Annotated in this window: 23 protein-coding genes; 5 read left to right on the forward strand and 18 right to left on the reverse strand. The window is 35.0% G+C overall.

The genetic code is table 11. From position 1 onward, the window contains the following. Positions 1–7: 7 nt before the first annotated feature. On the reverse strand, positions 8–637 hold the full coding sequence (locus BTM29_RS12150) for a VanZ family protein (RefSeq protein ID WP_083686000.1): 630 nt from the start codon (positions 635–637) through the stop codon (positions 8–10). A gap of 102 nt (positions 638–739) precedes the next feature. Between BTM29_RS12150 and BTM29_RS12155 the strand changes: the two genes are divergently transcribed. After that, complete coding sequence (locus BTM29_RS12155) at positions 740–2887, forward strand: LTA synthase family protein (protein ID WP_076618395.1); 2148 nt, start codon at positions 740–742, stop codon at positions 2885–2887. A gap of 57 nt (positions 2888–2944) precedes the next feature. Here the strand turns inward: BTM29_RS12155 and BTM29_RS12160 are convergent, their stop codons facing one another. Further along, positions 2945–4447 carry a sensor histidine kinase gene (locus BTM29_RS12160; RefSeq protein WP_076618398.1) on the reverse strand — a complete coding sequence of 501 codons (1503 nt, stop codon included), beginning with the start codon at positions 4445–4447 and terminating at the stop codon, positions 2945–2947. A 3-nt stretch (positions 4448–4450) separates the two neighbouring features. Next, complete coding sequence (locus BTM29_RS12165; RefSeq protein ID WP_076618401.1) at positions 4451–5197, reverse strand: response regulator transcription factor; 747 nt, start codon at positions 5195–5197, stop codon at positions 4451–4453. A 100-nt stretch (positions 5198–5297) separates the two neighbouring features. Here BTM29_RS12165 and BTM29_RS12170 point away from each other — a divergent pair, with 100 nt between their 5' ends. Next, positions 5298–6074: a Cof-type HAD-IIB family hydrolase gene (locus BTM29_RS12170; protein ID WP_076618404.1), complete on the forward strand. Its 777-nt coding sequence runs from the start codon at positions 5298–5300 to the stop codon at positions 6072–6074. Positions 6075–6107: 33 nt separating this feature from the next. On the opposite strand, the gene BTM29_RS12175 is transcribed toward BTM29_RS12170, so the two are convergent. Together BTM29_RS12175 and BTM29_RS12980 are read right to left on the reverse strand one after the other, a co-directional pair. After that, positions 6108–7100 carry a zinc-binding alcohol dehydrogenase family protein gene (locus tag BTM29_RS12175; RefSeq protein ID WP_076618408.1) on the reverse strand — a complete coding sequence of 331 codons (993 nt, stop codon included), beginning with the start codon at positions 7098–7100 and terminating at the stop codon, positions 6108–6110. A 90-nt stretch (positions 7101–7190) separates the two neighbouring features. Further along, positions 7191–7871, reverse strand: a complete 681-nt coding sequence (locus BTM29_RS12980; protein ID WP_083686001.1) for a hypothetical protein — start codon at positions 7869–7871, stop codon at positions 7191–7193. Between the two features lie 303 nt (positions 7872–8174). Here BTM29_RS12980 and BTM29_RS12185 point away from each other — a divergent pair, with 303 nt between their 5' ends. Then, positions 8175–8723: an NADPH-dependent FMN reductase gene (locus BTM29_RS12185; protein ID WP_076618411.1), complete on the forward strand. Its 549-nt coding sequence runs from the start codon at positions 8175–8177 to the stop codon at positions 8721–8723. A 53-nt stretch (positions 8724–8776) separates the two neighbouring features. On the opposite strand, the gene BTM29_RS12190 is transcribed toward BTM29_RS12185, so the two are convergent. Together BTM29_RS12190 and BTM29_RS12195 are read right to left on the reverse strand one after the other, a co-directional pair. Continuing rightward, on the reverse strand, positions 8777–11476 hold the full coding sequence (locus BTM29_RS12190; protein ID WP_076618415.1) for a glycoside hydrolase family 3 protein: 2700 nt from the start codon (positions 11474–11476) through the stop codon (positions 8777–8779). 65 nt (positions 11477–11541) lie between these two features. After that, positions 11542–11739: a hypothetical protein gene (locus BTM29_RS12195; protein ID WP_076618418.1), complete on the reverse strand. Its 198-nt coding sequence runs from the start codon at positions 11737–11739 to the stop codon at positions 11542–11544. Between the two features lie 79 nt (positions 11740–11818). On the opposite strand from BTM29_RS12195, the gene coaBC reads away from it, so the two are divergent. Further along, on the forward strand, positions 11819–13021 hold the full coding sequence (gene coaBC / locus BTM29_RS12200) for a bifunctional phosphopantothenoylcysteine decarboxylase/phosphopantothenate--cysteine ligase CoaBC (protein ID WP_076618422.1): 1203 nt from the start codon (positions 11819–11821) through the stop codon (positions 13019–13021). Positions 13022–13102: 81 nt separating this feature from the next. Here coaBC and lpdD read toward each other — a convergent pair whose 3' ends face one another. The 5 genes from lpdD to BTM29_RS12225 all read right to left on the reverse strand — a co-directional run bounded on the left by lpdD (position 13103) and on the right by BTM29_RS12225 (position 19816). Then, positions 13103–13513, reverse strand: coding sequence for a prenylated flavin chaperone LpdD (lpdD, locus tag BTM29_RS12205; protein WP_076618426.1), 411 nt, complete (start codon positions 13511–13513; stop codon positions 13103–13105). Then, a complete protein-coding gene (locus BTM29_RS12210; protein ID WP_120270431.1) occupies positions 13513–14088 on the reverse strand; it encodes a UbiX family flavin prenyltransferase in 576 nt (191 codons plus the stop codon). The genes lpdD and BTM29_RS12210 overlap by 1 nt, the downstream gene beginning before the upstream one ends. Before the next feature lie 15 nt (positions 14089–14103). Next, positions 14104–15579 (reverse strand): UbiD family decarboxylase, encoded by a 1476-nt coding sequence (locus tag BTM29_RS12215; protein WP_076618433.1) that lies wholly within the window; start codon positions 15577–15579, stop codon positions 14104–14106. A 95-nt stretch (positions 15580–15674) separates the two neighbouring features. Further along, positions 15675–16553, reverse strand: a complete 879-nt coding sequence (locus BTM29_RS12220; protein WP_076618436.1) for a LysR family transcriptional regulator — start codon at positions 16551–16553, stop codon at positions 15675–15677. A gap of 224 nt (positions 16554–16777) precedes the next feature. Then, on the reverse strand, positions 16778–19816 hold the full coding sequence (locus tag BTM29_RS12225) for an MMPL family transporter (protein WP_076618440.1): 3039 nt from the start codon (positions 19814–19816) through the stop codon (positions 16778–16780). A 341-nt stretch (positions 19817–20157) separates the two neighbouring features. Here BTM29_RS12225 and BTM29_RS12230 point away from each other — a divergent pair, with 341 nt between their 5' ends. Further along, the gene (locus BTM29_RS12230) at positions 20158–20739 is read left to right on the forward strand and encodes a TetR/AcrR family transcriptional regulator (protein ID WP_076618443.1); all 582 of its coding nucleotides are present in this window, start codon (positions 20158–20160) and stop codon (positions 20737–20739) included. Positions 20740–20778: 39 nt separating this feature from the next. Here the strand turns inward: BTM29_RS12230 and BTM29_RS12235 are convergent, their stop codons facing one another. From BTM29_RS12235 to BTM29_RS12260, 6 genes are all read right to left on the reverse strand, one after another. Then, positions 20779–20973 carry a PspC domain-containing protein gene (locus BTM29_RS12235; protein ID WP_076618448.1) on the reverse strand — a complete coding sequence of 65 codons (195 nt, stop codon included), beginning with the start codon at positions 20971–20973 and terminating at the stop codon, positions 20779–20781. Positions 20974–21379: 406 nt separating this feature from the next. Further along, complete coding sequence (locus BTM29_RS12240; RefSeq protein WP_076618452.1) at positions 21380–22210, reverse strand: MetQ/NlpA family ABC transporter substrate-binding protein; 831 nt, start codon at positions 22208–22210, stop codon at positions 21380–21382. 119 nt (positions 22211–22329) lie between these two features. Beyond that, positions 22330–23019 (reverse strand): methionine ABC transporter permease, encoded by a 690-nt coding sequence (locus tag BTM29_RS12245; RefSeq protein WP_076618456.1) that lies wholly within the window; start codon positions 23017–23019, stop codon positions 22330–22332. A gap of 3 nt (positions 23020–23022) precedes the next feature. Next, positions 23023–24084, reverse strand: a complete 1062-nt coding sequence (locus tag BTM29_RS12250; protein ID WP_076618460.1) for a methionine ABC transporter ATP-binding protein — start codon at positions 24082–24084, stop codon at positions 23023–23025. A 9-nt stretch (positions 24085–24093) separates the two neighbouring features. Continuing rightward, entirely contained in the window at positions 24094–25425 is a 1332-nt protein-coding gene (locus BTM29_RS12255; RefSeq protein ID WP_076618464.1) for a M20/M25/M40 family metallo-hydrolase, read from the reverse strand. A 42-nt stretch (positions 25426–25467) separates the two neighbouring features. Then, entirely contained in the window at positions 25468–26289 is an 822-nt protein-coding gene (locus tag BTM29_RS12260) for a MetQ/NlpA family ABC transporter substrate-binding protein (RefSeq protein WP_076618467.1), read from the reverse strand. Positions 26290–26419 lie beyond the last annotated feature (130 nt).

Raw genomic sequence — 26419 nt, forward strand, 5'->3', positions numbered from 1 at the left:
GAAAATTTCAAATCTTTATGCGATTTTTCAGCCAATTTCCGACAAAATATATCAAATAACCGACAGCGGTTCCAACAGTGTTCAAAATAACGTCATCAATATCAGTTACTCCAGTGTTTAAAATAAATTGGAATCCTTCAATTGAAGTGGATATCAAAGCCCCTATTAATACGACTTTGAAAAATTTTCGGTCTTTTTTGCCTAATGCTGGAATGAAAAATCCCATTGGTACGAACCATATAATATTACCATATAAATTATAAAAGAAATCAATCAAAGACTTGGCATTTAGTAATTTTAATATCTGAACTAAAGGTACAGTATTGATCTGTGATAGCGGTCGATGCCAGTAGAACTTAAAATCCCATAAGAAATATCCATCCCGAAATACTGTTAATGCAAAAAGCAAGAATACATAAAAGGCGAATACCGTTACCCAGAATTCATGAGTAAAACTTGTCTTCTTATGTTTCCACTTAATCCAAATAAGTCTTAATATAATGAAGAAAAGCGTGTACAATATAGCTTTATCAGCACCATAAAAGGACAAGCGTATTAACGGGAAATGATTTATTCTTGTGGCATATTGGTTCGATACGTAATTGTATAACGGTCCCAAAAATATCATTTTTCTCATTCTTTCCCACTTTTTACTTAATACGTATTATACTAACAATTAAGCAATTTATTTAGAACAAATTAGATTTATTATAGAAATTTTACAAATAAGGGATTTTTTATGAATAAACTTAAAACATTTTTGAACAAACGTATTGGTTTTATGTGTCTTTTAGTCTTCTTTTTGTGGCTAAAAACCATCGTTGCCTACTACGCTGAATTTTCGCTGGGGTTAAATGATCCGTTACAACATTTGATTTTAATCATTAATCCTATTGCTACTACAGTCATTTTACTCAGTATAGCGTTATACATCAACAAGGCAATTATCTCATACATCGTTATGGGTGTTGTTTACATATTGGAAAATGTCTTGCTGTATTCCAATATTCTATACTATCGTGAATTTTCAGACTTCATTTCATTCAATACCATTGCAGGTGCATCAAAAGTTACTAAGGGACTTGGTGGTAGCAGCGCTAGTTTAATGCAAGGTCATGATTTTATTTATTTTTTAGACTTTGTTTTAATTGTAGTTTTATTTGCTAGTCGCTTTATAAAAATAGATAAAACTAAAATAAGAAAATTAACCGCTGTGGCTATTTCCACTTTTGGTATTTTTCTTTTCTCATTCAACTTAATGCTTGCTGAAACAAATCGTCCTCAATTACTTGGTAGACAATTTGACAATAGCTATATTGTTAAATATTTGGGATTCAACACATTCCTAGGTTATGACGCCATAAAGTCAGCTCAAAACAATCAAGTTAGATCGACTGCTGTCGGTACCGATATGGACAACGTACTAGATTATATCAATCAAAATTACGCTGCACCCAATAAGAATTATTTTGGTGAAGCTAAAGGTAAAAATATCATTATAATTCATTTGGAAAGTTTCCAACAATTCTTAATTGGGATGAAGGTCGATGATCAAGAGGTCACCCCATTTTTGAATAGTCTATACAATGACAAGAACACGATGTCATTTGATAATTTCTTCCATGAAGTTGGTAGTGGACGCACAAGTGATGCTGAAAACATGATGGAAACTTCACTTTTTGGACTCCAAGAAGGTTCTTTATTCACTAAACTTGGAACAGATAATACATTCCAAGCTGCTCCAGCAATCCTTAAGCAACAACAAAATTATACTAGTGCCGTCTTCCACGGTAATGTCGGTAGTTTCTGGAACAGAGATCATGTGTATAAAAATATGGGATATGACTATTTCTTTGATTCCAGCTACTTCAACCAAAATGATGATTCAAGTATTGGCTATGGTATGAAGGATAAACTAATGCTTTCTGAAAGTGTTAAATATCTAGAACAATTACAACAACCCTTCTATACCAAATTTATAACTGTAACAAACCACACCCCATATGATCTAGGTGATGAAGATCAAAGTGCAGATTTCACTAAACCTGATACTGGTACCACTGTCGTCGATAACTACTTTGAAACGGCGCACTACCTTGATTCTGCTCTAAAAGAATTCTTCCAGTATCTCAAGGATAGTGGTATCTATGATAATTCTATGATTGTCTTGTATGGTGACCACTACGGATTAAACGCATCCCAAGACAAAGTCGTTGCTCCAATGTTGGGATATGATACTAACAACAGTGACTTCAATGAAGTACAAATGCAACGGGTTCCTTTCATGATTCATATGAAGGGATTAAAGGGTGGTGTTAACCATGCCTATGGTGGTGAGATTGACGCTTTACCTACAATACTTCACTTGGCTGGAGTTAATACTAAGAACTACGTCCAATTAGGTACTGACTTATTATCCAAGAAACACAACGCAATTGTGGCCTTTAGAAATAAAGAGTTTGTCACAACTAAATACACCGTTATCAAAGGTGAAGAAGGAACACACATTGTTTATGACAATAGTACTGGCGAAGAGATTGATCTCAATCAAAACCCTCAACTCGCAAAAACAGTTGATAAGTGGCAAGAAGAAGTAAATAAGAGACTGAAGATATCAGATACTATTAATAACAAAAATCTACTAAGATTTTATACTCCAACCGGATTTACACCTGTTGATCCAAGTCAATATGACTATCAAAATGAGATACAAAAATTGGTTAAAACAAGAGATGATCTAGGTCTTAAATCAACTAGTGTATATTCGAAAAATGATAATAAATCAACAACACCACTCTATAACACTGATGCTCCAGAATTGAATGGTGATAGAACCTTTATCGATAGTTGGTCAAGTGTTATCAAGGAAAATAATGATGATGATTAAATGATGCACAAAAACTGGTAATCTACGTAAGTAAATTACCAGTTTTTGTGTGTACTATTAACTAGGTGCCTTATCCTTATCGATCTTTTTCTCATAACCTTCATCAAACAAGGTCACAGTGAATGTTGTACCCTCATTCAATTTACTCTTAACGTGAATTTCTCCGCCATGATTCTCGATCAACTGATGGACAATTGATAATCCTAATCCTGACTCACCGTATTTTCTATTCTTACGTGACGGATCAGCCTTATAATATCGATCCCAAATATTCTTAACTTGGTCTTCAGACATACCGACTCCAGTATCTTGAATCTTAAAAATCGATGCATGTTTATCATCAGCACGATACCCGGTTACTGTTATTTCACCATTATCAGTGAACTGTATAGAATTCTGCATGATATTAAACATAACTTGTACAAATCTATCATAATCAGCATACGTTTCCAATTCGTCCTCTGGAGTCTCAAGAATCAACTGGTCCCCTGACTCAGCGGATTTCTTCTGTAATTGTGAAACGATATCCCTTAAGGGAGCGTTAGCGTCAAAGACTCTCTTAGCTAACGTGATCTGATTAGTTCGAATCTTTTCATAGTCAAGGTTCTCATTGACCAATCGAATCAACCTATTGGTCTCGTTTCGCATAAGTTGAATACTTTGACCTTTAGATTCTTCTGGAATTGCATCATAAGCAAGACCCTCTAATAATCCATTAATGGTCGTTAAAGGAGTTCTCATCTCATGAGAGGCATCTGCCATGAATTCCTTTCTGCGTTGCTCTTGTCGCTTAATTTCCTTATCCGAGTCCTCTAGTGACTTAACCATGGTGTTGAAGTCATCAGCTAAATCATCAAGCTCATCTCTATTTTTACTTTCGATATGAACTGAGAAATCATTATCAGCAACCTTTTTGGTTGCACTACGCAATCTGTTAATACGATTAACTTGATAACGTGACAATAAGAAACTAAGAATGATTGCTGCTAACAGAGAAATCAATAAGGCAAAATACAATCGCCTATTTATTTCACCAATATTAGTCTGCAATTGACTAACATCTGAACCAGCCCAAACAGCAGCGACTAACTTACCATTTTGAAACCAAGGTGTTAATACATAAACATAACTCAAATTGTCTTTTTTGTTACTTAAATGTGGATTGTTGTCCGAGCTTTCAGGCTTTTGAATGTTACGAATAGTCTTTCCTTGTTTTAGCTTCTTCCAATAAGACTGTTTCAAGTGTAGCTTCACATTTGAAGGTGGTGTTGGATAGACTTGATCATTTTGATAGTCAAAAATTGCAAATTGAACATTTCTAGAAGATAAAACTTGCTCAACAGTCTTAATATTATCCCCTGTAATATTATGGATCTGTCCTGTTTTTGAATCGGTTTTGAGAGCTATTTTTTCCATATTTCCAGCATAACTCTCAAGATCCTTATAAGTTCGATTATATTCCGAAGTAGTAGAAGTACTAGTTACAGAGTACAAAATAATACCTAATGTTGTAAGGATTACGATCAAAAAACTTAGCATATTTTGATAAATTAACTTCATTTTTTAATCTACCTTACGTCCAGAATCATCAAACTTATACCCCACACCCCAGACAGTTTCAATAACTTGTGGACCTACTTTTTCAATCTTTTGTCGCAACTTTTTGATATGAGCATCGACAGTTCTTTCTTCACCGAAATAATCATAGTCCCAAACTTGTTCCAGTAATTGCTCACGTGAGAAGACTTGTTTTGGTTTACTTGCTAATGTCTTTAATAAATCAAACTCCTTAGGTGTTAAATCAGGAATTTCATTATCACCTAAGAATGCTTCACGGGTACTAGAATTCAGCTTGAAATAACCTGTATTAACGTCGAATCCATCACTTGTCGATGAATCATCAGAGACTGCTGTAGTATTCTTTGAAGCTTCTTCAGCGACACTTTCGTTACGGCGATGAATTGCCTTCATTCTAGCAATCAATGTGATTGGACTGAATGGCTTTGTAACATAATCATCAGCTCCAAATTCTAAGCCAAGTACTTGATCACTCTCAGTGTCACGTGCTGTAAGCATGATTATTGGGACAGTTTTAGAGACCTTACGGATCTCTTTAGCGACCTCCATACCGTCTTTTCCCGGAAGGTTAAGGTCTAAGGTGATCATGTCCCAATCATCAGGCGTTTCATTGAACATATCAACGGCTTCGTTCCCATCATAAGCAAAATGAGCGTCCCAATTTTCTTTCTGGAAAAACATACTCATCATTTCTGATACCGATTTGTTATCTTCAATCATTAAAATTTTCATTTACGTTCACTCCATCTACTTTCGAATTAAGACTATTACTATCATGATAAACTTGATACTATGTATTTAGTATAAAAAATATAAATAAGTTGGTGATTTCTTGAATAATAATTATAAAGGTACTGTATTCTTTGATTTAGATGGAACACTTCTTAACGCCAATTCCAAAATGGATCCAGACGTCTCACAAGCTGTCCATAAACTTCGTGACAATGGCTATCTGCCAGTCATTAGTACCGGACGTGCTCCAAACGAAATTTTGCAAGTGACTGGTCCAACTGGTATTGATACTTATGTAACCTTCAATGGTGCACTAGTTGAATCTGCTGGTAAAGTTATTTACAAAAAAATAATCTCTCCAGAAACAGTCGCAAAAGTTATCGAAAAAGCAAAAGAATATAATGATATTATCACAATGCACTCGATTGATAAAACACGTTCCACTTTTACAAGCAAATTTATGTCAGAGTTTTATAAAACCGTTAAAATTCCAGAACCAATAGTCGATCCTAAGTTTTATGAAAAAGAAGAACTTCCAATGATCCTGGTAGTTACACCAGACGGACCAGAACGATACTCCAATGTATTCGACGAATTGACATTCTACAAAACTGGTCCTTACGCCATCGATACAATTTCAAAAGGTGTCACTAAAATGAATGGAATCAAACACCTTTTGAGCGGGTTAGAACTAGATCAAAAGCCAGTATATGCTTTTGGCGATGGTCCAAATGATCTCTCAATGATTCAAGAGATTCAACACAGTGTCGCCATGGGAAATGGTATCGATTCAGTTAAGGAAGCAGCAGAATATATAACATCTGCAAATACTGACAACGGTATTATCAATGGATTGAAACATTACAATCTTATCTAATTAAAGCTGGGAAAATATCCCAGCTTTTTTTGTCTAAACGATTATGACAACTTTACCCATCATGTGGCCAGACTCAACTAACTCAGTTGCTTTAGTTAAAGTATCAACATTCAAACCATGAAATACATTGGTAGTGGTGGACTTAATTGTACCATTGTCCAGTTCTTTAGCTAGCTTAGACAGATAATCTCCTTGAGTAGTCATAGAATCCAAATTGTAAAATGATTTGGTAAACATCCACTCCCAAGCAAAATCAACAGACTTTTGCTTAAGATCACCTATTTGAGAATTATTTAAGTTCGTAATTGTTGCGAATATTCCAAACGGCTTGATCAATTCAACTATTTCTCTCCAATGTGGGTCATTATCACTCAATCCCAAAATGTAATCAACATTGCTTATACCAAGTTCATGAAGCTGCTTGATCAAGTCCTCATGATGATTGACAACTATATCGGCTCCAAGATTTTTTACCCAGTTTACTTTCTCTTCTGTGGAAGCTGTAGCAATGACTTTTAATCCAGCTTTTTTAGCCAGTTGTATAGCAATTGATCCAACACCACCGGCACCATTTATAATCAAAACAGTTTTGTTACTGTTATTAGCCTTAGGATCAATATGAAGTTTCTCATATAACAATTCACTAGCAGTAAGAGTTACCAATGGCATAGCGGCACTTTCTTCAATAGATGTTGTCTTTGGTGCTAATGCCACGATTCGTTCATCAATCAATTCATACTCTTGATAACTTCCGTCCCGGGAATGATCACCTGCAAAAAAGACTTTATCACCAAGATTGAACTTATCAGCCTTTTCCCCGGTCGCAACTACTTCCCCATATCCATCAAAGCCAAGGATCAATGGTTTATCTCCATTTTTAAATCCTTTTCTAGTAGCTATGTCGACTGGATTAATTGATAGTCCTTTAATTTTAACTAGAATATCTGTACCAGTTGGACTTGGAGTATCTTTTTCAAATTCTTTTAAACTGCTTAATTTATCATTCGTTACACCATACATCTTCATATGATCACCTCTGGATTTCATTTTACAACAAAAATAGAGCATGACCTAATAGGTCATACTCCATATAAAATAAGTCCCCAAGACTTACTTTTAGACAATTTCAACTGTGGCACTAGTAATTCCATAAGAAGGAATCATACTATTTGGCATGGCAACATCAATTTGATAAGGATTGCTATAAGCAAATGTTCCTGTATCATTAACTGTTCTGTACCAAACATCACCTTGTGAAGTTGTTATTTTCAAGCGAGATCCACGTGGGATAACGCCTAGATTTGTTGCGACACCACTGTAACCCATATCTGATCCAAGTACTGCTGGATCATAAAAACTAATTTTGAAAGTACCAACAGTTCTTGATGTAGATGTAGTTTCTGTTGGTGCTTCTTGTGCAGCTTGAACTACAGCTTGTGTATTTGTTTGTGCTTGCTGTTGTTCAGCTTCAATCGCTTGATCCTCTAATGTCACTGCATCAACTTGATCTGTTTTATCAGATTGTATTGTAGTGACATCTTGCATATTATAGTCTTTTTCGCTATTTTCAATTCCAGGAATAAATTCTCTATTACCTGCTAGAGAGATCTTCTTGTTAAAATTATCAACTTTGTCCTTGGATATTTTTGACAAGTTGGATACATTTAAGAAGTCCCCCGCATTACTTACCTCTTGATTATTGTTTTGAGCGTCAGCTTGAACAGTAGTATAACCTATTAATCCGACTAGCATTAATCCTACGAAAAATAATGCGTCTAATTTAAATTGCTTTATCAACTAATCCCCCCGATATTCTTAACCACAAGGAAGAACTATACAAGATGAATGTTTCAGTTGTATTACACGCAGAATAAAAAAATCATCTGATAAGTCATTTTTGTAATATTTATGTAATGAAGTTCAAAATATTGATTTTTAATTCTAATATTTTACACATTTTCTAAAAATCGGGAATTTAATACTTTTCTCACGTTTATAGAATTTACATAAAAAAAGAATATTACAAATTACGAGAACAATTATTTGTCAAAAAAAACTTATCATGATAATTTGGATATATAAGGAATTGGAGGAAAAAATATGTCAAAAAAAGTTGCTGTTCTAGTAGGTAGTTTAAGAAAGGGTTCATTCTCACGCCAAATTGCTAATAACTTGGTAGAAATGTTCCCAAGTGATTACGAACCAGAGTTTGTTGAAATTGGTGATTTACCACTATATAATGAGGATCTTGATACACCAGGAAACACTCCTGCTGCCTGGACAAAGTTCAGAGATCAAATGAAAGAAGTTAGTGGTGTATTATTTGTAACACCTGAATATAATCGTTCAGTACCCGGTGGATTGAAGAATGCTATCGATGTCGGTTCACGTCCATACGGTGAAAGTATCTGGGATAAAAAGCCAGCAGCAGTCGTATCTGTATCACCTGGTGCTATTAGTGGTTTTGGTTCAAACCATCACTTACGTCAATCATTGGTATTCTTAAATATGCCAACACTTCAACAACCAGAAGCATATCTTGGTAATGTTACAAATATGCTTGATGAAAACGGCAAGGTTTCTGAGAAGTCAGTTGGATTCTTACAAAGTATTGTTGATGCTTATGTGGAATTGTTAAACCGTTATTAATATAAATGCTATTAAAAAATGACTGAAATCAAAACGATTTCGGTCATTTTTATTTACCCAAAATAAGAATCCAATTCCATATTCTGATTATATTTAATTTCCCCTAATCCATTTTCCTTTGCAAAACGATCGGTTCGCATAACAACATTCAAAATACGCATGGCTGATTTCTGTAAATCACCTATATACAAGTCGTTATTATCTTTCCAATTACCTTTCAGTAACAAGGTATTATCGTCAATAATCTGAACTGTACCATTAAGAATTGACCTTTTCATACTTTCATTAATTTTTTCAGTGATATTCACTCGAATGTAATTGTCACCATCTGCTGCAAGCTCAAAGTCATTCCACAGATTATTGTACTTTTGTTTAAATGTTTCTACATCAAATGATTTGCGAATTGAAATACTTCCATCATCGTCGAACTCTGGACGTAGGTTGTCTACAGCTGAAAATAACTTATCTTGTGAACCACCCGGCATTATTAAGTCATTGCCTGAATGCATACTGTGGACTGGATCAGCTAGACTAAACCAATCTGTCATTACCAATCCTTGAAAATTCCACTCATCCCTCAAAACATTAGTTAATAACTCATAATTCTCTCCAGAATAAATTCCATTAACCTTGTTATATGAAGACATGATTCCCATAGGCTGAGCTGATTTGACAGCTATTTCAAAGTTCTTGAGATAAATTTCTCTAAGTGCCTGTTCACCTATGATACTGTCACCAGTATTTCGTTTGGTTTCTTGGTTATTGCCCAAGAAATGTTTTATTACTACACCTATACCAGTGTGGCTTTGAACACCAAGCGTTTCTGCTGTTGCCATTGTTCCTGACAAGAGTGGATCTTCTGAGAAATATTCAAAGTTACGACCACCAAGTGGATTTCTGTGAATATTCATACCCGGTGCTAGCCACATTGTGACTCCAAACTCCTTCATCTCGTTACCAATTGCAACTCCGACTTGTTTAACAATATCTTGATTCCAAGTCTGTGCTAACATGGTCCCAATAGGCCAAGCAGTGGCATATTGAAAGTGTGTCTTACCATCTTTCTTATACTCTGGACTAAGCCTCAAACCAGCTGGACCATCGGCATTTACTGTTGCTGGTATTCCAACACGTTTATTACCAGTAGTTTCACCCGCAGCACCAAAAACTAGTTGTGAAGCATTACCTACCATGCTCCCACTGTTATTGGATTTCCATGATCCTTCTACCAAGTCAATTAATTCTTGTTTAGATAAATTACCTACAAATTCCTTTAATGAGATTTTTCTATGAAGGACATCTATTAATTTCATTTGTTGCAATTCAGGTACATTCTCTATCGTTTCATTAAATCCTTTACCTGGTAATTTAGTATCTTCATCACTAGAATAAGTTTTCACTTCATTGTAGTCTGTATACTTGATCTCTGGTGCCTTTTCAAAATTCTTAGCTTTGAGGAGTATAAATGGAACACCACCTACTTGTTCTAATAAAACTTTATTATCTTTAATTTCTGTTGGATCTACAAGTGGTGCTAATTTATGCTCAAATTGTCTTAAAATAACCTTTTCGTCAAGTTTTAATTTACCTACTACGGTAGTATTTCTAGAACTATTTCCCACTCTAATTAAATAAGTACCTGGAATCATTACTAGTTGAGCATTTTTTTGATCGTAAACTGCAAGATTTTTAGTATCAAAACTCATATTCAACTTTTGATAACCACTTGGCTTCAATAGATCAGTTTTAGCATATGCTTGTAGACTCTGATATGGAGTTGAAATTTCTGATTGAGGATTGGAAACATACAATTGTACGACTTCCTTACCAGAAAAAGTCTCGCTAGAATTTTGAACGTTTATACTAACATCAATTTTTTGTTCATTACCAGATATCTTAACCGTATCTATTAAAAACTTAGCATAACTCAGCCCAAATCCGAATTCATATCTAGGGGTAATATTGAAACTATCAAAATATCTATAACCAACATAAATACCTTCGTTATAACGAGGGTTCTTTTCACCAAAATATTTAGCAGAAGGATAGTCTTCATAGTTAAAAGCCCAAGTATCTGTCAGCTTACCACTTGGAATTACTGAACCATCTAGAACTTCAGCAACTGCTTCACCAGCAGCCATGCCAGGTTGTGATATCAACAAGACACTATCTAACAAAGGACATTTCTCAATAAAATCAGTATCAATTACACCACCGACATTTAATAAAAGAATACTCTTTTGATAATATTCACTAAAAAGTTTGATATTGGATAATTCATTATCTGTTAGCTGATAATCACCCTTTTCATTCTTCCTATCTTGACCCTCACCAGAACTACGTGAAATAACATAGATTCCTATGGGTGCGTCAACAAACTCACCTATTTCCATATCGTCCATTGAAAAGGCTGGTGCAAGTAATGACATTAATGAGTCATCTAAATTATCATAATATTCTTTTTTCTTGGAATCATAATATTTTTGAAATCTCATTAACCAACTCTTATTGGCGATTTCAAAGTTGTCCGCTTCAAGTCCCTCTATAATAGAAGAAACATGACGCTGGTTCACGTCACCTGAGCCTGTACCACCTTTTACAGTAGCAAAAGAACCACTTCCATAGAGTGCAACTTTTTTGTTACGTAACGGCAAAGCTTTATTCTCATTTTGCAGTAAAACCATACCATCTTGAGCTACTTTTTTAGATAAATTCAAATTATTGATTTCTCTTTGTGACATACTTTGTTCCATTAAATAATCACTCCTTAAACAAGTCGCATGAGACACCTTACACTTGATTTTACACTTTTTACATTCTATTTCTTATATTTCATAATTCTCTTGATCACAAATTTATTTATCAAATAAATAATAACAATTATTATTATAGCAATTATTATTTCACTGAAAATAAAACTCAGACCCATACTTTGTTTTAAAAAACTTAGGATAGGATTATTGATAACAACGATTAGGACCATTGCCAATATTATATCTATAGTCAGGGTATTCATATTTAACCTCCAGATAACTACAATTATAATCCAACAAAAACCTGTATAATATAGCTAGAAAGTAATTTGAGGTGACTATATGTTAAAAGGTAAACATATTACTATTTACGTTACAGGCGGCATCGCCGTTTATAAATCATTAAATATTGTTCGTGAATTAATAAAAAATCAAGCAGAAGTTCAGGTTGTAATGACGAAGGCTGCTCAGAAATTCGTTACTCCACTAACTTTTGCCACATTGAGTCAACGTCCTGTCTTAACTGATAATTTCAGTGCCCAATCATCACAAGATGACTTCATCCCTCATATAAAACTGGCTCGTTGGACTGATTTAGCTGTTGTTGTACCTGCTACAGCAAATATCATTGGAAAACTTGCCAATGGAATTGCCGATGATTTAACATCAACTACACTGATGGCAACTGATTCACCTAAGTTGATTTTCCCGACTATGAATACAACTATGTGGGAAAATCCAGCCGTTCAAAACAATATAAACAAACTAAGCTTAATGGATATAAAAATCGTTGATCCTGACTCTGGATTCCTTGCTGAAGGAGAAAGTGGAAAAGGAAGATTACCAGAGCTAAACACTATCATGGTAGAAATCTTCAAAATGTTCACTAAACCTGTCTTAGCTGGAGTGAATGTAATTGTAACCGCAGGTGGAACAAAAGAGGCACTCGACCCAGTACGTTTCATAGGAAACAATTCATCTGGTAAAATGGGAATTGCCATGGCTAATGTTGCGGCTGATATGGGAGCGCACGTTACTTTGATCAGTACGGTTCATGATTATTTAAATTCGCCCAATATTGATGAGATTCAGGTTAATACTGCTGTTGAAATGAAAGAATCATTAGAAAAAGTATTCCCCAAAAATGACGTTCTAATCATGGCAGCTGCTGTCTCTGACTTTAGACCAATGCATAAATCCACTCAGAAAATCAAAAAAGATGCTGACAAGGATTTGTATACCATTCAATTACAAAAAAATCCTGATATTTTGAAAGAAATTTCTAAGAAGAAGGACAAACAATTTGTCGTGGGATTTGCGGCTGAAACTGAAAATCTCATCCCTTATGCAAAGAAAAAATTGTACGAAAAAAATGTAGACATGATCCTAGCTAATGATGTATCAAAAGCTGGTTCTGGTTTCAACGTTGATACTAACGAAATAACTTTGATCAGACGAGATAAAGAACCAGAAACCTGGCCTTTGATGTCCAAGAACGACATTGCCGCTAAGTTTTGGGAATATTACGATGAACATATTAAATAGTCAAAAAAACACCGAAGATAAATTCTATCAAACAAACTACGTTTGAAGGAATTATCTTCGGTGTTTTAGTGAATAAGTATTTTATACTGGATTTTTTGAATCAGTATAGTAAATTGGATCCGGCATATCAAAGTCATATGAATCAAGCCAACTAAGGATTTGTTTACCTAAGTCATTAGCCATACTACTAGAAACCATGATCTGCTTTTGAGAAATATGATTAACATGTACTCCAGAACTAATAGTACAGCTGCCTGGTAACTTGGATTGAATTATCGTTCCAATGCGTTTTGCCAGGACGTCATCTTTGTGCAATCGTCCATCATGACTTGGAAAACGTATCGTCTGCATATCAGTATCCGAAGTCAAAGTTGTGACTGTTCCAATATGGGGATTATCTCCACCGATTACTTCAATTAGAATATCTTTACCAATAGTTGAAACATTGGCAGTCATAGTATAATTTTCTTTTGTAATGTTAAATCTTGGCATCAAATCCCCTCCCAACGTCCAGTGGACTCACTATCAATTCCCAACGCATCAAATATTTTCATTGTTTGATGATCAACTAAATCTTGAATTGTTTTGGGATGATTATAAAAAGCTGGGATTGGTGGAATCATTTGTACTCCCATCTTTGACAACTTAGTCATATTCTCCAAATGGATCGTATTCAGTGGCGTTTCACGTGGCACCATAATAAGTTTTCTTTGTTCTTTCAAAGTAACATCTGCCGCACGCGAGATCAAATTATCACCTATACCAACTGCGATACTGGCAACTGTCTTCATGCTTGCAGGTACAATGACCATTCCATCAGTCAAAAACGAACCACTGGCTATAGTGGCACCCAGATCACTGTCGTTATAATAAAAATCAAGCATGTTACGAATTTCTTCTAATGAGTAATCTGTTTCTAGTTGAAGGTTCTTTTTGGCCCAAGCACTAAATATACCGTGAGTTTCCACATTAGGAACTTTTTTTAACTTCTTAATTAAATCTATAGCATACACGGTACCTGATGCACCAGTTACTCCGATGACAATTTTCTTCTTACGATTAGGCAAATAAATCACTCCTTATTATTCCAAATATTTCTTCCAGTCTGATACCTTTTTAAAGCTAGCACGTTTGAATTGATCTGACATATCAAATGGTACAGTCCCATCAAAGATTGTCTTTGAACTCATTCCACGAAAACGTATTGATTTGGGATCATATTGTGGTCTCTCAGATGGATCTAATGGATGATTTCTCATCCCAGGTAATACCATAATATCTTGGTCACCTTGAAACCTTGTATTCAATGTCCAAATAACATCATTCATATCGAATATATCAACATCTTCATCGACTAAAATAACCGTTTTCAATTCTTTGAACGCTGACAAGGCAAGAATTGCAGCCTGCTTTTGGATTCCTTCATCTGCCTCACTATCCTTGTGAATTTGCATGATAGTCATTAATTTACCACCACCTGCTGGTGGATTGTATACATTAACGACCTTACCAGGAATCGCTCTGTCAACAAGCTCTAGAATACTTGCTTCAGTAGGGATTCCGGCCATTGAGACATGTTCTTCACTAGGTCCAATTGTTGTCTGCATAATTGGATTATCTTTTCTATGCGTGATTGCTTTAACCTTTACAACATTAACAGCTGGATTAGCATCCCCATCATAACCTGGGAATTCTGGCATTGCCTTGCCAGTGTTAGTATTAATATCTTCTTGCATCGTTTCATTAGGCATGATCTCAGCCTCTACAACATACTCTGCACGAGCGATTGCGTTCTCATTAACAGCCACACCGTCAACGATTTGTACCGGTTGATTACGTAGTGCTCCAGCGACCCACAATTCATTGTATCCAAGTGGAGTTGTAGGTGGCTCAAACGTTGCTCCAATGGTAATTGCTGGATCTAGGCCAATGTTTATCGTAATCGGCATTGGTTTATTTAATTTTTCAAATTGCTTTTGGAAGTGTCCGATGTGTCTGCCACCAGGCATGATATACATGCCAATTGTGTCCTTATCCTCAAGAACCATACGGTGAATAGTAACATCACTCATAGTCTTATCAGGGTCTGAACCAAATACAACTCCCATCGTAATATATGGACCAGCATCGTATTCAGTATTTGTTGGAGCTGGCAAAATCTTTCTAATATCAAAATCTTTATCAGTTGCTAAATGAACTATTTCTTGAGATGGAGCATCCTTTTTTGAAACCTTAACTGGTTTAACTGGATTTTCAACAGAATCCTTCAATAAACGACCTAATGTCTTATAATCATGATGCAAAATCATCCCATCACGCTTACGACTTGCCATAGCACCAATGAGTACACGAGTACCAGGAAACCCTTTGACATTTTCAAACATCATTGCGGGACCCTCTCTAGTCGGTCTCTCAACTGTACCACCAGCACCGATATAACGATAAACTCCAGATAATTCTGCATCAGGATCTACCTCAACATTAGTTTCATGATATTGACCTGGTTGTTGTTTTAATTCCTCAATAACTTTTCTTAAATCATATGGTTGATCAGTCATCAAATGACCTCCTTTAATTCATAAGTTAATTGTAGGTTGATCTTTACTTTAGAACAATTCAAAAACAAGCAAAAAGCATTCCATATTGGAATGCTTTATTTGATATTATTCTTAATGAACTTCCAGAAAACTTCAGACGCCTCCGAATGCTTACCTTTCTTGCGAAAAAAGCCCAATTCATTTTCAACATTACTAGTTATAGGGACTGTAACAAAATTATTATTCTTGAAGCTCTTAACAGTCTTCTCCATTAATATCGAAATCCCCATATTATTCTCTACCATTTGCATTATTAAATCGACACGTGAACCTTCATACATTACTTTTGGATTGAATCCAGCATTATGGCATAGATCCGTCACAGGCGTGTACAAATTAGTCGATTTACCTAATATGAGGAAATTATCATGCGCTAAGTCTTCTATATCTAACTTATTTAATTTAGCATATTTGTGGTGTTTAGGCAGTACCGCAACAAAGCTATCAAACTCCATGGGAATATATTCTAACTTGTCATCATCAAACGAAAACGTTCTGGCAAATATCATTTCACACTTATCAGATTTCAATGCAGTAAATAAGTTATTGCTCTCTTCTTCCTTAAGTTGAACGTGAATCTCTGGATGTTGCTTCAAGAATTGAGTAATCAAATTGAAGCTTTGGTAGTTTGGCATAGTCGGAATAGTATACATCTCAATGGTTAAATTTTTAGCATCTTGATAATCATTCAAGTCATGTTGAAGATTTGTAAAATCATCGATTATTTTTTGCGCATGTGGCAAAATAATCCTACCTTCATTTGTTAATTCAATTTTGCGATGTTCTCTTTTAAACAATGAGACTGATAATTCTTTTTCCAATGACAAAATTTGTTTAGAGATATTACTTTGGGTTGTATAAAAGTTTTCAGCAGTATCAGTATAATTAAACGTTTTAGAAAGATCTACAAATATTTCTAATCGATGAATATTCATTCAACTAATATCCCCTATTCCGTTTTAGAATACTATAACATAATCGTTGAATCCCACTGTTTTTCAACCATAATTCTTTTTCTACTCAAACTTGCAGTGAAAACGCGTGCCAAAGCACAATTTTCTCCATATAAGAACAAAAAAAACGATATTTACTTACGTAAATACCGATTTTTTATTCTTATAAACGAGAACTGATCGTGTTTTGTCACACTCTGCTAAATTTACTTAGTAGAATCAGCCTTATCATCATCGTCATCTGATGACTTAACTTGTTCAATATTCTTATCTGGTTTCTTAGTTCTATGCATTCTATTTTCGTGCCACATCGTCAAACTGATCAACGATGATAACGTTAATGGAAGGAATATGACTAAGATTATTAATCCAAAGATAACACCTAATGCAACTTGAATTAATGTTGTAACACCTGAAGGAATCAAGGCGGCAAATGTACCACTCAATATGATAGCAGCTGATATAACAACCGCACCAATTGCTGTAGCAGCATTCAACATTCTATCCTTCAAATCATGATCCGTCTCATCTCGGAATCTTACCATCAAGAAGATACTGTAATCAACACCCAATGCCATCAACATGATAAATGTGAAGAATGGTGTATTCCAACTTAGTAACGCATCACCTAAGACAAACTTAGATACAACACGTGTAATACCAAGTGAGATCTCATATGCTAATAACAATGTACCAATAATTGTCATAGGTTGAAGGATCGACTCTGTAACAACGATCAAGGCAATACCAATACCGATTGTCATAATCAATGCTGTACGTCCAAAGTCACCATTGGCAAGTTTTCTTGTATCATTGTTCTCTGATGTTTGACCACCAAAGGCAACAGTAGCATTCTTCAATACACCATGTTTCAATCTAGCATCTGTATCTGATTGAATTGTCTTCAATTGTTTAGAAGTCTTATCACTGTTTGGATCACCCTTGAATACAAGTGTGATAGAAGCAATTTTACGATTACTACTCATGTAATTATCAAGAGCTGGTTTAAATTCACTACTCTTAATAGTGTCTTTAGGTAAGTAGAATGTATTACCGACATATGATGTACGCAATCCATCTAGATATGTCTTCATAGTTGCGTTACCTGAGGCTAATGAATCAAGACCATCACTAGCAGAGCTTAATCCTGATTGTAGTTGTGTTACTTGTGTAGCCATTGATTGTAATTGTGTGTTCATTTCTTGAACACCAGTATTAACTTGTGTAGCACCACTTGCTACACTTTGACCACCACTTGTTAATGTTGAGTTTGAAGCAACTAATGTACTTGTTCCACTAGACAACGTAGACATACCGGCAGTCAAAGTTGGAATTTGATTTTGTAGTTGTGACATACCACTAGAAACAGCAGATGATCCAGTACTCAATTGACCAATTGCACCTTGTAACTGTGTCATTTCAGCAGCTGCAGTTGAAGTATCTTGTCCACTTGCTGCCAACAATGTAAGTATCTGTGTGGCTTGTGATGACAATGCAGTCATCTGACTTTGTAGTTGTGAAAGTCCACTAGAAAGCTGTTGAGAACTACTTGTAAGAGTGGAAACACCACTTGTTAAAGTAGGCATTTGACTACTTGCACTTTGTAGACCTGAATTAACTTGTGAAACACCACTAGTGTACTGATCAATACCACTTGATAGTGTTTGAGCACCAGTCTGTAATTGACTAGTTCCATCGGCTAATTCTTGAACTTGAGCTGTACTTCCAGAGATATTAGCACTAGTAAGTTGTGAATTAGCTGAATTCAAACCAGATTTGATTTCTTGAATACCCTTAGATGAAGTCTTCAAACCATCTGTAATAGTTGTTAATTGACTCTTTAGATACATACTCTTAATCTTATCTCCACCTGGTTGAGTTGCTGAAGCAACTGTCTTAACACCGGGTTCTTTTTTAAGATATTGAGTCAAATCATCAATTGCGGCAAGTCTTGATTGTGTATCAAGTTTCTTACTGTTTTGAATATATATTGTAACTGGAGCTGACATACCTTTACTAAAGTGATCTTGAATTACTTCATAACCTTTTTTAGCTTCATATGAATTAGGAACTTCGTCAGCGTTATTAAAGTTCAACGTTGTATTTGAATTGACTAAGAATGGAACACCAACAATTGCAATGATTGCTAAGATCACAACTGGGTATGCAAGAGCTGATCTTGATAATCCATACCATAGACGACTCTTACCACGTGCACCAGAAATCTTGCTTGGCCAAAACATCTTAGCTCCAAGTGTTTCCATAAAGAACATGTTAAGTGTTAGAAGTACCATTAATAGAACTAAGATACCAATAGCAACACCAACAGCACTTTGATAGAAGGAGAATTTGGCTAGAGACAATACAGAGAATCCAATTAGAACTGAGATACCACTGTATAAAATAGTTCTACCACCATGACGTTGAGCATCATGAGCGGCTTCAACTGCCGACATTCCCCGGGCTAGGGCCCCCTTGAAGTAATTATATAGTAGGATATTGTAATCAGTACCAATACCGAATAATACAACCACTAAGAACACTTGCGTGAAGTTAGATAGTGGGAAATTATATTTTTGAGCCAAATTCATTATTATGCTCAATGATGTAACAAAGGCTACACCAACATTTAATAATGAAATCAATGGAACAATTGGTGAACGGAAGACGATAATCAAGACGATGAAGATAAAGATAACCGCGATAACTTCAGTCTTTTGAATTCCTTTTTCTGTGACAGATGTAAATTCATCATTTAAGGCATCTGAACCTGTAACATAGGTCTTAACGCCATCCATCTTCAATTGTTTTTGAAGTTCATTTACTTGCTTACTTACAGTTCCACTACTGTTAACAGTAATTTGAGCTAATTGAGTAGACTTATCTTTTGAGATAAGTTGCTTTTTAGTTTGAGCATTCTCACTAGGACTCATTACTTTTTGAATCGTAAGTGAATTTTTATTCTCAAGCTTACTCAATTTATGAGTAATTTTCTTTGATTGCGCAGCGGTAAATTTATTATTCCCGTTATTATTAAACACCGCTGTATAAGTACGAACTGATTTATTTCCATTCGCCTTTTTTTCAATCCTAGAAGCCTGTTGACTTTCTACATAGCTAGGTAAAGTAATATTACCCTTATCCCTTACCAGTTGTGATACGTTTGGCATCGCAAGAATTGCGACAAGCACAACGATTATCCACCCAACAAGTGCGAGCGTATATTTTTTGGTTATCCGCTTCATACCCACATCTCCCTTAAATTCTAAAATACTCATAACTTTACTTTATGTAAAATTATTGACACATGTCAAAATACAAGTTACATCATAAAATTAATGTCAAAATTAGGCAAGAGACAATCTTTTTATAAATGTTTATATCTGGACATTTTATTGCATATTGTCTAAATATGTAATGAAAAAACAAAATAATTGATGAAAATAACAAATACTTTGAAAATACGCAATCGCTTTCATTCCAAAAGTGAATTATTCTTTTTGCACTTGTAAAAATTTATACTTATGTTAAAGTCTGTTTAGTTGAACTAATCAGTTTATACAAGTTTTAGAGGGTGGGACTATTAATGAAAATAGACGTTACACAGCACTTGACGCTTGGTGCAACTAGAACTCTAAAAGCGTTTAGAGAAGCCATGTTTGAGACCCTTGGTGAAAAAGAATTTGACAAGATTACGGTCAATGATATTTGTAAAAAAAGTGAATATCCACGTGCAACTTTTTACAATTACTTTGATGATAAATATGATCTATTACAATACTTATGGTCTTACATTGGAAAAGATATTTTATCAAAAATCCCCAAAAATATTACTGAAGAAAAAGGTATTATTAAAATATTTAATTTACTTTTAGATTTCTTCAATGATCATCAAGAATTATTAACGAATGTAACAAAAAATAACGGTGTTAATTCCCATCTATGGCATAGCATGTCAGGATATCTTCGTCATGAAGCTAACATATTGGTCTATGAGTATTCTGCTGAAAATGACCAAGTAAAGGTACCTGTTAAATTACTGGCACGTTTTTACAGCGATTTGATCATTGCCGTTTTGGAATGGTGCTTATTCGAACAACCTAACATAGATAAGAAAACTGCTGACAAGTATCTAACCAGCTTACTGAATGGTGGTTTTACCGCATAAAAAAGTTCTTCAATCCAACAAACGGATTGAAGAATTTTTTTAGTTCATATCTGGTTGTTCCATTAATAACCACAACACTAAATATGCGATGATACCTGGGAATACCGGTGTTAATGACAAAATCACATATAACACTCGGCCAATTGCTGGATCCCAATCATATTTTTCACAGAAACCAGCAACAACTCCACCTATGAGTTGGTTATTTTTAGAACGCTTAATTGGAATATGCATAATCTTTCCCCCTGTCTTTAGTAATATAATATTATACCGATTCTTTTATGTACATCGAAATACCTTACAAATATCTTACAATTTGTCATCTTATAATTACTTGACTAAGATCAATGATAGTGCTTACAAAAAATATTGTTTCTATCCACATTTATAGTGGAAATTTGTGCTGAAATGCAATTTTTTTCTACTCAAACTTGCAGCTAAAACGCGTGACAAAACGCAACTTTTTCCGTTTAGTTCAAAAAGTTTGTGCATAACTTTTTTTCTACTCAAACTTGCGGCTGAAACGCGTGACAAAACGCAACTTTTTCCGTTTAGTTCAAAAAAGCCCAGCATTTACTACCGTAAATGCCGGACTTTTTAGTACTATACTCGAAAGCTGACCGCGTTTTATCACGCTCTTTTATTGCAATACTTTATAATTCCAAGCTGGTTTCTCGTAATCTCCGTATACTTCTTTGATTTTCTTAGCGATTTCAGCTGATTGGTAAGCCTTAACGATTTTCTTATAAGTTTTGTTATTTTTATCTTTCTTATTAGCTGAAATTATATTAACATATGGCTTTGATTTTGCAGTGATTTTCTCTCTGTAAACAGCCTTTTTGGGATTCAACTTAGCATCATTAGCTACACCACTATTAACAACTGAGGCAGTTACATCCCCCATTGAACGTGCTGTTTGTGCAGCATCAAGTTGTTTGATATTTAGGTTCAACTTGTTTTCTGTAATATCTTTTGGTGTTGGTAATGCAGCTTTATCTAGCTTGATCAATCCAGCACTCTCAAGTAATTGAAGAGCACGTCCTTCATTAGTTGCATCATTAGGAACGGCAATTGAATCGCCTTCTTTGATCTCACTTAAATTACTGATTTTCTTTGAATACAAAGCCATTGGAGCAATAACTGTATCACCAATACTTACAATATTTGTATGATGTGTCTTATTCCAATTATTTTGGAAGTATACTGTTTGAAATGCATTCAAATCAACTTCACCTTGATCTAGGGCTGTATTAGGCTGACTATAGTCACTGAACTCCACAAGTTTTACTTTGATATTCTCTTTTGCTAGTTTCTTATTTACTGCTTTCCAAACACGATCATCAGAACCTGTAATACCGACCTTTACTGTTGTTACTTTATTGGCTGCTGAACTATTTCCACAACCAGCCAGTATAAATACTGACAGTGCAGTTAGAAGTACTGCAAAAATCCCTTTAATTTTTTTGTTCATAATCTCAATCCTCTTATTTCTTTCAAAATACCCTATTTTTTTGTACACAAAAAGCCGCTTATTTATAAGCGACTTTTTTGAGTCGCACAATATCTCAATAAATTTTCAATATGTGCTTATTAGTGCTCGAGCTTTCTAACTGCGAAATCACCAATACCTTGAATTACAAAGACTAGTACTAGGATCAAAAGCATAGATACGATCGTAACATCATTTTCAAAACGTTGATAACCAACTGAGATGGCCATGTTACCTAAACCACCACCACCAACGGCACCAGCCATGGCTGTTAAACCAATCAAACTGATTGTTGTCAATGTTCCTGAACGAATAAGTTCTGGGAGTCCTTCTTTTAAATAGACTCTAAAAATGATTTGAATTGGGGAAAGTCCCATTGCTTCGGCAGCCTCAATCACACCTTTATCAACTTCAACTAAAGCTAATTGAACTTGTCTGGCAAAAAATGGTGCTGTTCCGACAACTAATGGAACTAATGCTCCTGTAGGTCCGATAGTCTGTCCTACAATTAATTTGGTAAATGGTCCGATAACCGCCAATAAAATAATAAAAGGTATCGAACGGAATAAGTTAACTAATTTATCTAGAGTAGTATAGAAAACCTTGTGTGGAGTGATACCGTCATCAGTAGTAACTACCAAAAGTATTCCTAATATAATACCAATTACTCCAGCAAATATTGCACTGACAAATGTCATATACAATGTCTGTTGAATGGCAACAACGAATCCATTATCACCCTCCCAGTTCTCAACAACATTGGGTAAGTACGTATTTATAAAATGTGACATAAATTATTTACCCTCACTTTCATCTAAATCAATTTCTTTAACATTAATTTTCAAATCTGTTAGATACTGAATTGCTTTATCAATCTTATTTTGTTCACCCTCAAGATCAAACAACATGATACCTACTGTTGTTCCTTGCAAACGTTCGATGTTACTGAACAAAATATTAGCTTCAATATTGAACTTCTTATACAGTTCAATAATAATCGGTTCATTCGTAACATCCCCCATGAAGTTTAGTTCAACAAGGTGACCAGAAATAGAGTCCACGATTCCATTTGCCTTAACTTCATCCAACACATTACTAATTTGAGTTGATGTATTAACAAAATCCTTAGTTAACTGTTTCTTTGGATTAGCAAAAATTGTTAAAAGATCTCCTTCTTCAATCAACTCTCCATTCTCCATAACAGCAACTCTGTTACAGATCTGTTTTATAGCATCCATTTCATGAGTAATGATAACAATCGTAATACCCAATTCTTTATTCAATCTACCCAATAAACTTAGTATTTCAGTTGTCGTTTTAGGATCAAGGGCACTTGTCGCTTCATCAGAGATTAGAATCTCAGGATCACTAGCCAATGCACGGGCAATAGCCACACGTTGCTTTTGACCACCTGACAATTGTGATGGGTAATTATTGGCACGATCCGCTAAACCAACCAAATCGAGTAAGTTATTGACTTTATCCTTACGTTCTTGCTTCGAAAGTTTGGAATCCCTTAGTGGAAAGGCAACGTTCCCAAAAACCGTTAAAGATCTCATTAAATTAAAGTGCTGGAAAATCATACCTATGTTCTTACGTGCTTTTCTTAAATCTTTTGCGCTTAACTCTGTGAGGTTTTGATTATTAACGATAACACTACCTGAAGTGGGCTTTTGCAATAGATTAATTACACGAACCAACGTACTTTTACCGGCTCCGGAATACCCAATAACTCCGAAAACGTCACCCTTTTGAACATTTATTGAAACATTCTTAACAGCCTCAATAGTCTTACCTTCGTTATGAAAGGTAACGTCTATGTCTTTTAGTTGTACTATCCCGTTCTTCTCTACCATAATTGCTCCTTAATTTAACTTAGCTAAGAATTCATTGAAAAAATCAATAAATTCTAGATAATCTTTAATACGGATATTTTCGTTAGGTGCATGTGCGCCACCCTTAGCATAACTAACACCACAAGATACGATCGGTGCCTTTGTATATTTATTTACTACATACATTGGACCTGTTCCAGCACTAGATGGAAGTGCTGATACTTTGTCAGTTCCACCATAATAATCTTCTGCGGCAGAAATCAATTTATTAACAATCGGACTGTCCAAATCCCAACGATATCCTTTTTCACCAAGTAGATAATTGACCTTAATATCTTTGAATCCTTGATCATTTAGATATTTTGTAAGTTTATCAAAGATATCTTTTGGATCTTGATTAGGTACCAATCTAAATTCTAACTTAGCAGTAGCTGACTTAGGAGTAACGGTTTTTACACCTTCACCCTCCCAACCACTACTGATTCCTTCAATATTGATTGTTGGCTCAAACGTCAAATTATAATTTACTGATTTGTTATTTAGTAGTGGTACTTTCAAACCCCATTTTTTTGCTAAATCAGGTGTGACAGCTTTTTCGACCAACTCTTCTTCTCGTTTACTTGGCTTCACAACATCGTCATAAAATCCTGGAACTTTGATAGTGCCATCCTTTTCACGTAATGCACTGATAGCCTCACTTAACCTGAAAGCTGCGCTATCCACAACTGCAGCAAATGATGAGTGAAGGTCAATATCACTAGATGTTGCAACAAGTTCATAACAAAGTATCCCTTTATTACCACCAGTGAATGTGAATTGTTCCTGTTCATTCTTTGCACCAGATTCCCAGATAACTAAGTCAGCTGATAGTTTATCACCATACTTTTCAAGATACTTAGCGAGATGCTCACTAGCAACCTCTTCTTCACCTTCAACTAGAAATTTGATGTTGCAAGGAAGATCCCCGTGATCTTGGCGATACTTTTTAAGTGCTGTAATACGGCTAATCAAATCTGACTTACAATCAGAAGCTCCACGTCCGATGAACTTGTCATCAGTGATCTTAAGTTCAAATGGATCTGAATTCCACAATTCCACTGGTTCTTCAGGTTGTACATCATAGTGATTATAAATCAAAATGGTTGTTTCACTTGGCTTCTTCGGTTTAGCTTCCGCAAAAACTACTGGATGTTTATAATCATTCCAAATATCAACCTTAGCTCCAAATTCAGTTAACAAATTACCGAGGAATTCTGCCGTTTCATCTATAGATTGTTGCTTAGCAGAAACAGATGGCAAGCCGATATATTGTTTTAATTCTTCAATTGATTCTTGAATAAGTGGATCTGTTAATTTTGACATGTGAATTCCTCCTAAAATGTTAACTTAATTTTTGTTTCCTAATTAAAGTTTTGTATTCCATGCTGGAACAGCTGAACCGCCATATACTTTCTTGATTTCTTTAGCAACTGCTTTTGTTTGGAAAGCCTTAACGATTTTCTTGTATGTCTTATTGTTCTTGTCTTTCTTGTTAGCAGCGATAAAGTTGATCCATGGTTTTGTACTCTTATTGATTTTTTCTGTATAAAGAGCTGCTGATGGTTTCAATTTAGCATCACTGGCATAGTTACCATTGACTACTGCTACTGTGACATCATCTAGTGCACGTGCTGTTTGCGCTGCATCTAGTAATGTAAATTTCAAATTGAGCTTGTTTTCTGAAACATTCTTAACTGTTGCAAGTTTTGTCTTATTATCAAGCTTGATAAGTCCGGCATTTTCTAGTAATACAAGAGCTCTACTTTCATTTGATGCATCATTTGGGATAGCAACTTTGTCGCCATCTTTTAAATCACTCAAATTCTTGATACTGCTTGAATAAATGGCCATTGGTTGGATAACTGTGTTGCCAATAGGAACGATATCTGTATGATGAGCTTTGTTCCATGCGTCTAAGAAGTACTTGTGTTGATATGCATTAATATCAAGTTCGCCTTGTGACAATGCTGTATTAGGTTGGTTATAGTCACTGAACTCAGTAACTTTTAGATTGATTCCTTCTTTTTTAACTTTTGATTTAACAATTTTCCAAATCGGAGCATCTGTTGGATTAATACCGACCTTAACTGTTGTTTCCTTAGGTTGACTGCTACATCCTGCTAGAACAAAGATGAATAATGCTGTAAAGGCTAATAGTAAAACCTTTGTTACTTTAAATTTTTTCATATATTTCCCCACCTTAATATTTTCTCCTAATTAATAACAAATAACTATTCCAACAAAAAAAGTCGCTTCTAAAGACGAACCTAACTGTTCATTTTTAGAAGCGACTTATCGCTGTACCATTCTAATTTAG

This window comes from Companilactobacillus allii (assembly GCF_001971585.1).
Taxonomy (GTDB): domain Bacteria; phylum Bacillota; class Bacilli; order Lactobacillales; family Lactobacillaceae; genus Companilactobacillus; species Companilactobacillus allii.

Bases quoted from the DNA above. Each gene is read 5' to 3' on its own strand.
- BTM29_RS12215 (WP_076618433.1), bottom strand. From the start codon at position 15,579: ATGACTGATCAACCATATGATTTAAGAAAAGTTATTGAGGAATTAAAA.
- BTM29_RS12220 (WP_076618436.1), bottom strand. From the start codon at position 16,553: ATGAATATTCATCGATTAGAAATATTTGTAGATCTTTCTAAAACGTTT.
- BTM29_RS12225 (WP_076618440.1), bottom strand. From the start codon at position 19,816: ATGAAGCGGATAACCAAAAAATATACGCTCGCACTTGTTGGGTGGATA.
- BTM29_RS12230 (WP_076618443.1), top strand. From the start codon at position 20,158: ATGAAAATAGACGTTACACAGCACTTGACGCTTGGTGCAACTAGAACT.
- BTM29_RS12150 (WP_083686000.1), bottom strand. From the start codon at position 637: ATGAGAAAAATGATATTTTTGGGACCGTTATACAATTACGTATCGAAC.
- BTM29_RS12260 (WP_076618467.1), bottom strand. From the start codon at position 26,289: ATGAAAAAATTTAAAGTAACAAAGGTTTTACTATTAGCCTTTACAGCA.
- BTM29_RS12190 (WP_076618415.1), bottom strand. From the start codon at position 11,476: ATGGAACAAAGTATGTCACAAAGAGAAATCAATAATTTGAATTTATCT.
- BTM29_RS12160 (WP_076618398.1), bottom strand. From the start codon at position 4,447: ATGAAGTTAATTTATCAAAATATGCTAAGTTTTTTGATCGTAATCCTT.
- BTM29_RS12185 (WP_076618411.1), top strand. From the start codon at position 8,175: ATGTCAAAAAAAGTTGCTGTTCTAGTAGGTAGTTTAAGAAAGGGTTCA.
- BTM29_RS12155 (WP_076618395.1), top strand. From the start codon at position 740: ATGAATAAACTTAAAACATTTTTGAACAAACGTATTGGTTTTATGTGT.
- lpdD (WP_076618426.1), bottom strand. From the start codon at position 13,513: ATGCCAAGATTTAACATTACAAAAGAAAATTATACTATGACTGCCAAT.
- BTM29_RS12255 (WP_076618464.1), bottom strand. From the start codon at position 25,425: ATGTCAAAATTAACAGATCCACTTATTCAAGAATCAATTGAAGAATTA.
- BTM29_RS12175 (WP_076618408.1), bottom strand. From the start codon at position 7,100: ATGAAGATGTATGGTGTAACGAATGATAAATTAAGCAGTTTAAAAGAA.
- BTM29_RS12240 (WP_076618452.1), bottom strand. From the start codon at position 22,210: ATGAACAAAAAAATTAAAGGGATTTTTGCAGTACTTCTAACTGCACTG.
- BTM29_RS12245 (WP_076618456.1), bottom strand. From the start codon at position 23,019: ATGTCACATTTTATAAATACGTACTTACCCAATGTTGTTGAGAACTGG.
- BTM29_RS12235 (WP_076618448.1), bottom strand. From the start codon at position 20,973: ATGCATATTCCAATTAAGCGTTCTAAAAATAACCAACTCATAGGTGGA.
- BTM29_RS12250 (WP_076618460.1), bottom strand. From the start codon at position 24,084: ATGGTAGAGAAGAACGGGATAGTACAACTAAAAGACATAGACGTTACC.
- BTM29_RS12195 (WP_076618418.1), bottom strand. From the start codon at position 11,739: ATGAATACCCTGACTATAGATATAATATTGGCAATGGTCCTAATCGTT.
- coaBC (WP_076618422.1), top strand. From the start codon at position 11,819: ATGTTAAAAGGTAAACATATTACTATTTACGTTACAGGCGGCATCGCC.
- BTM29_RS12165 (WP_076618401.1), bottom strand. From the start codon at position 5,197: ATGAAAATTTTAATGATTGAAGATAACAAATCGGTATCAGAAATGATG.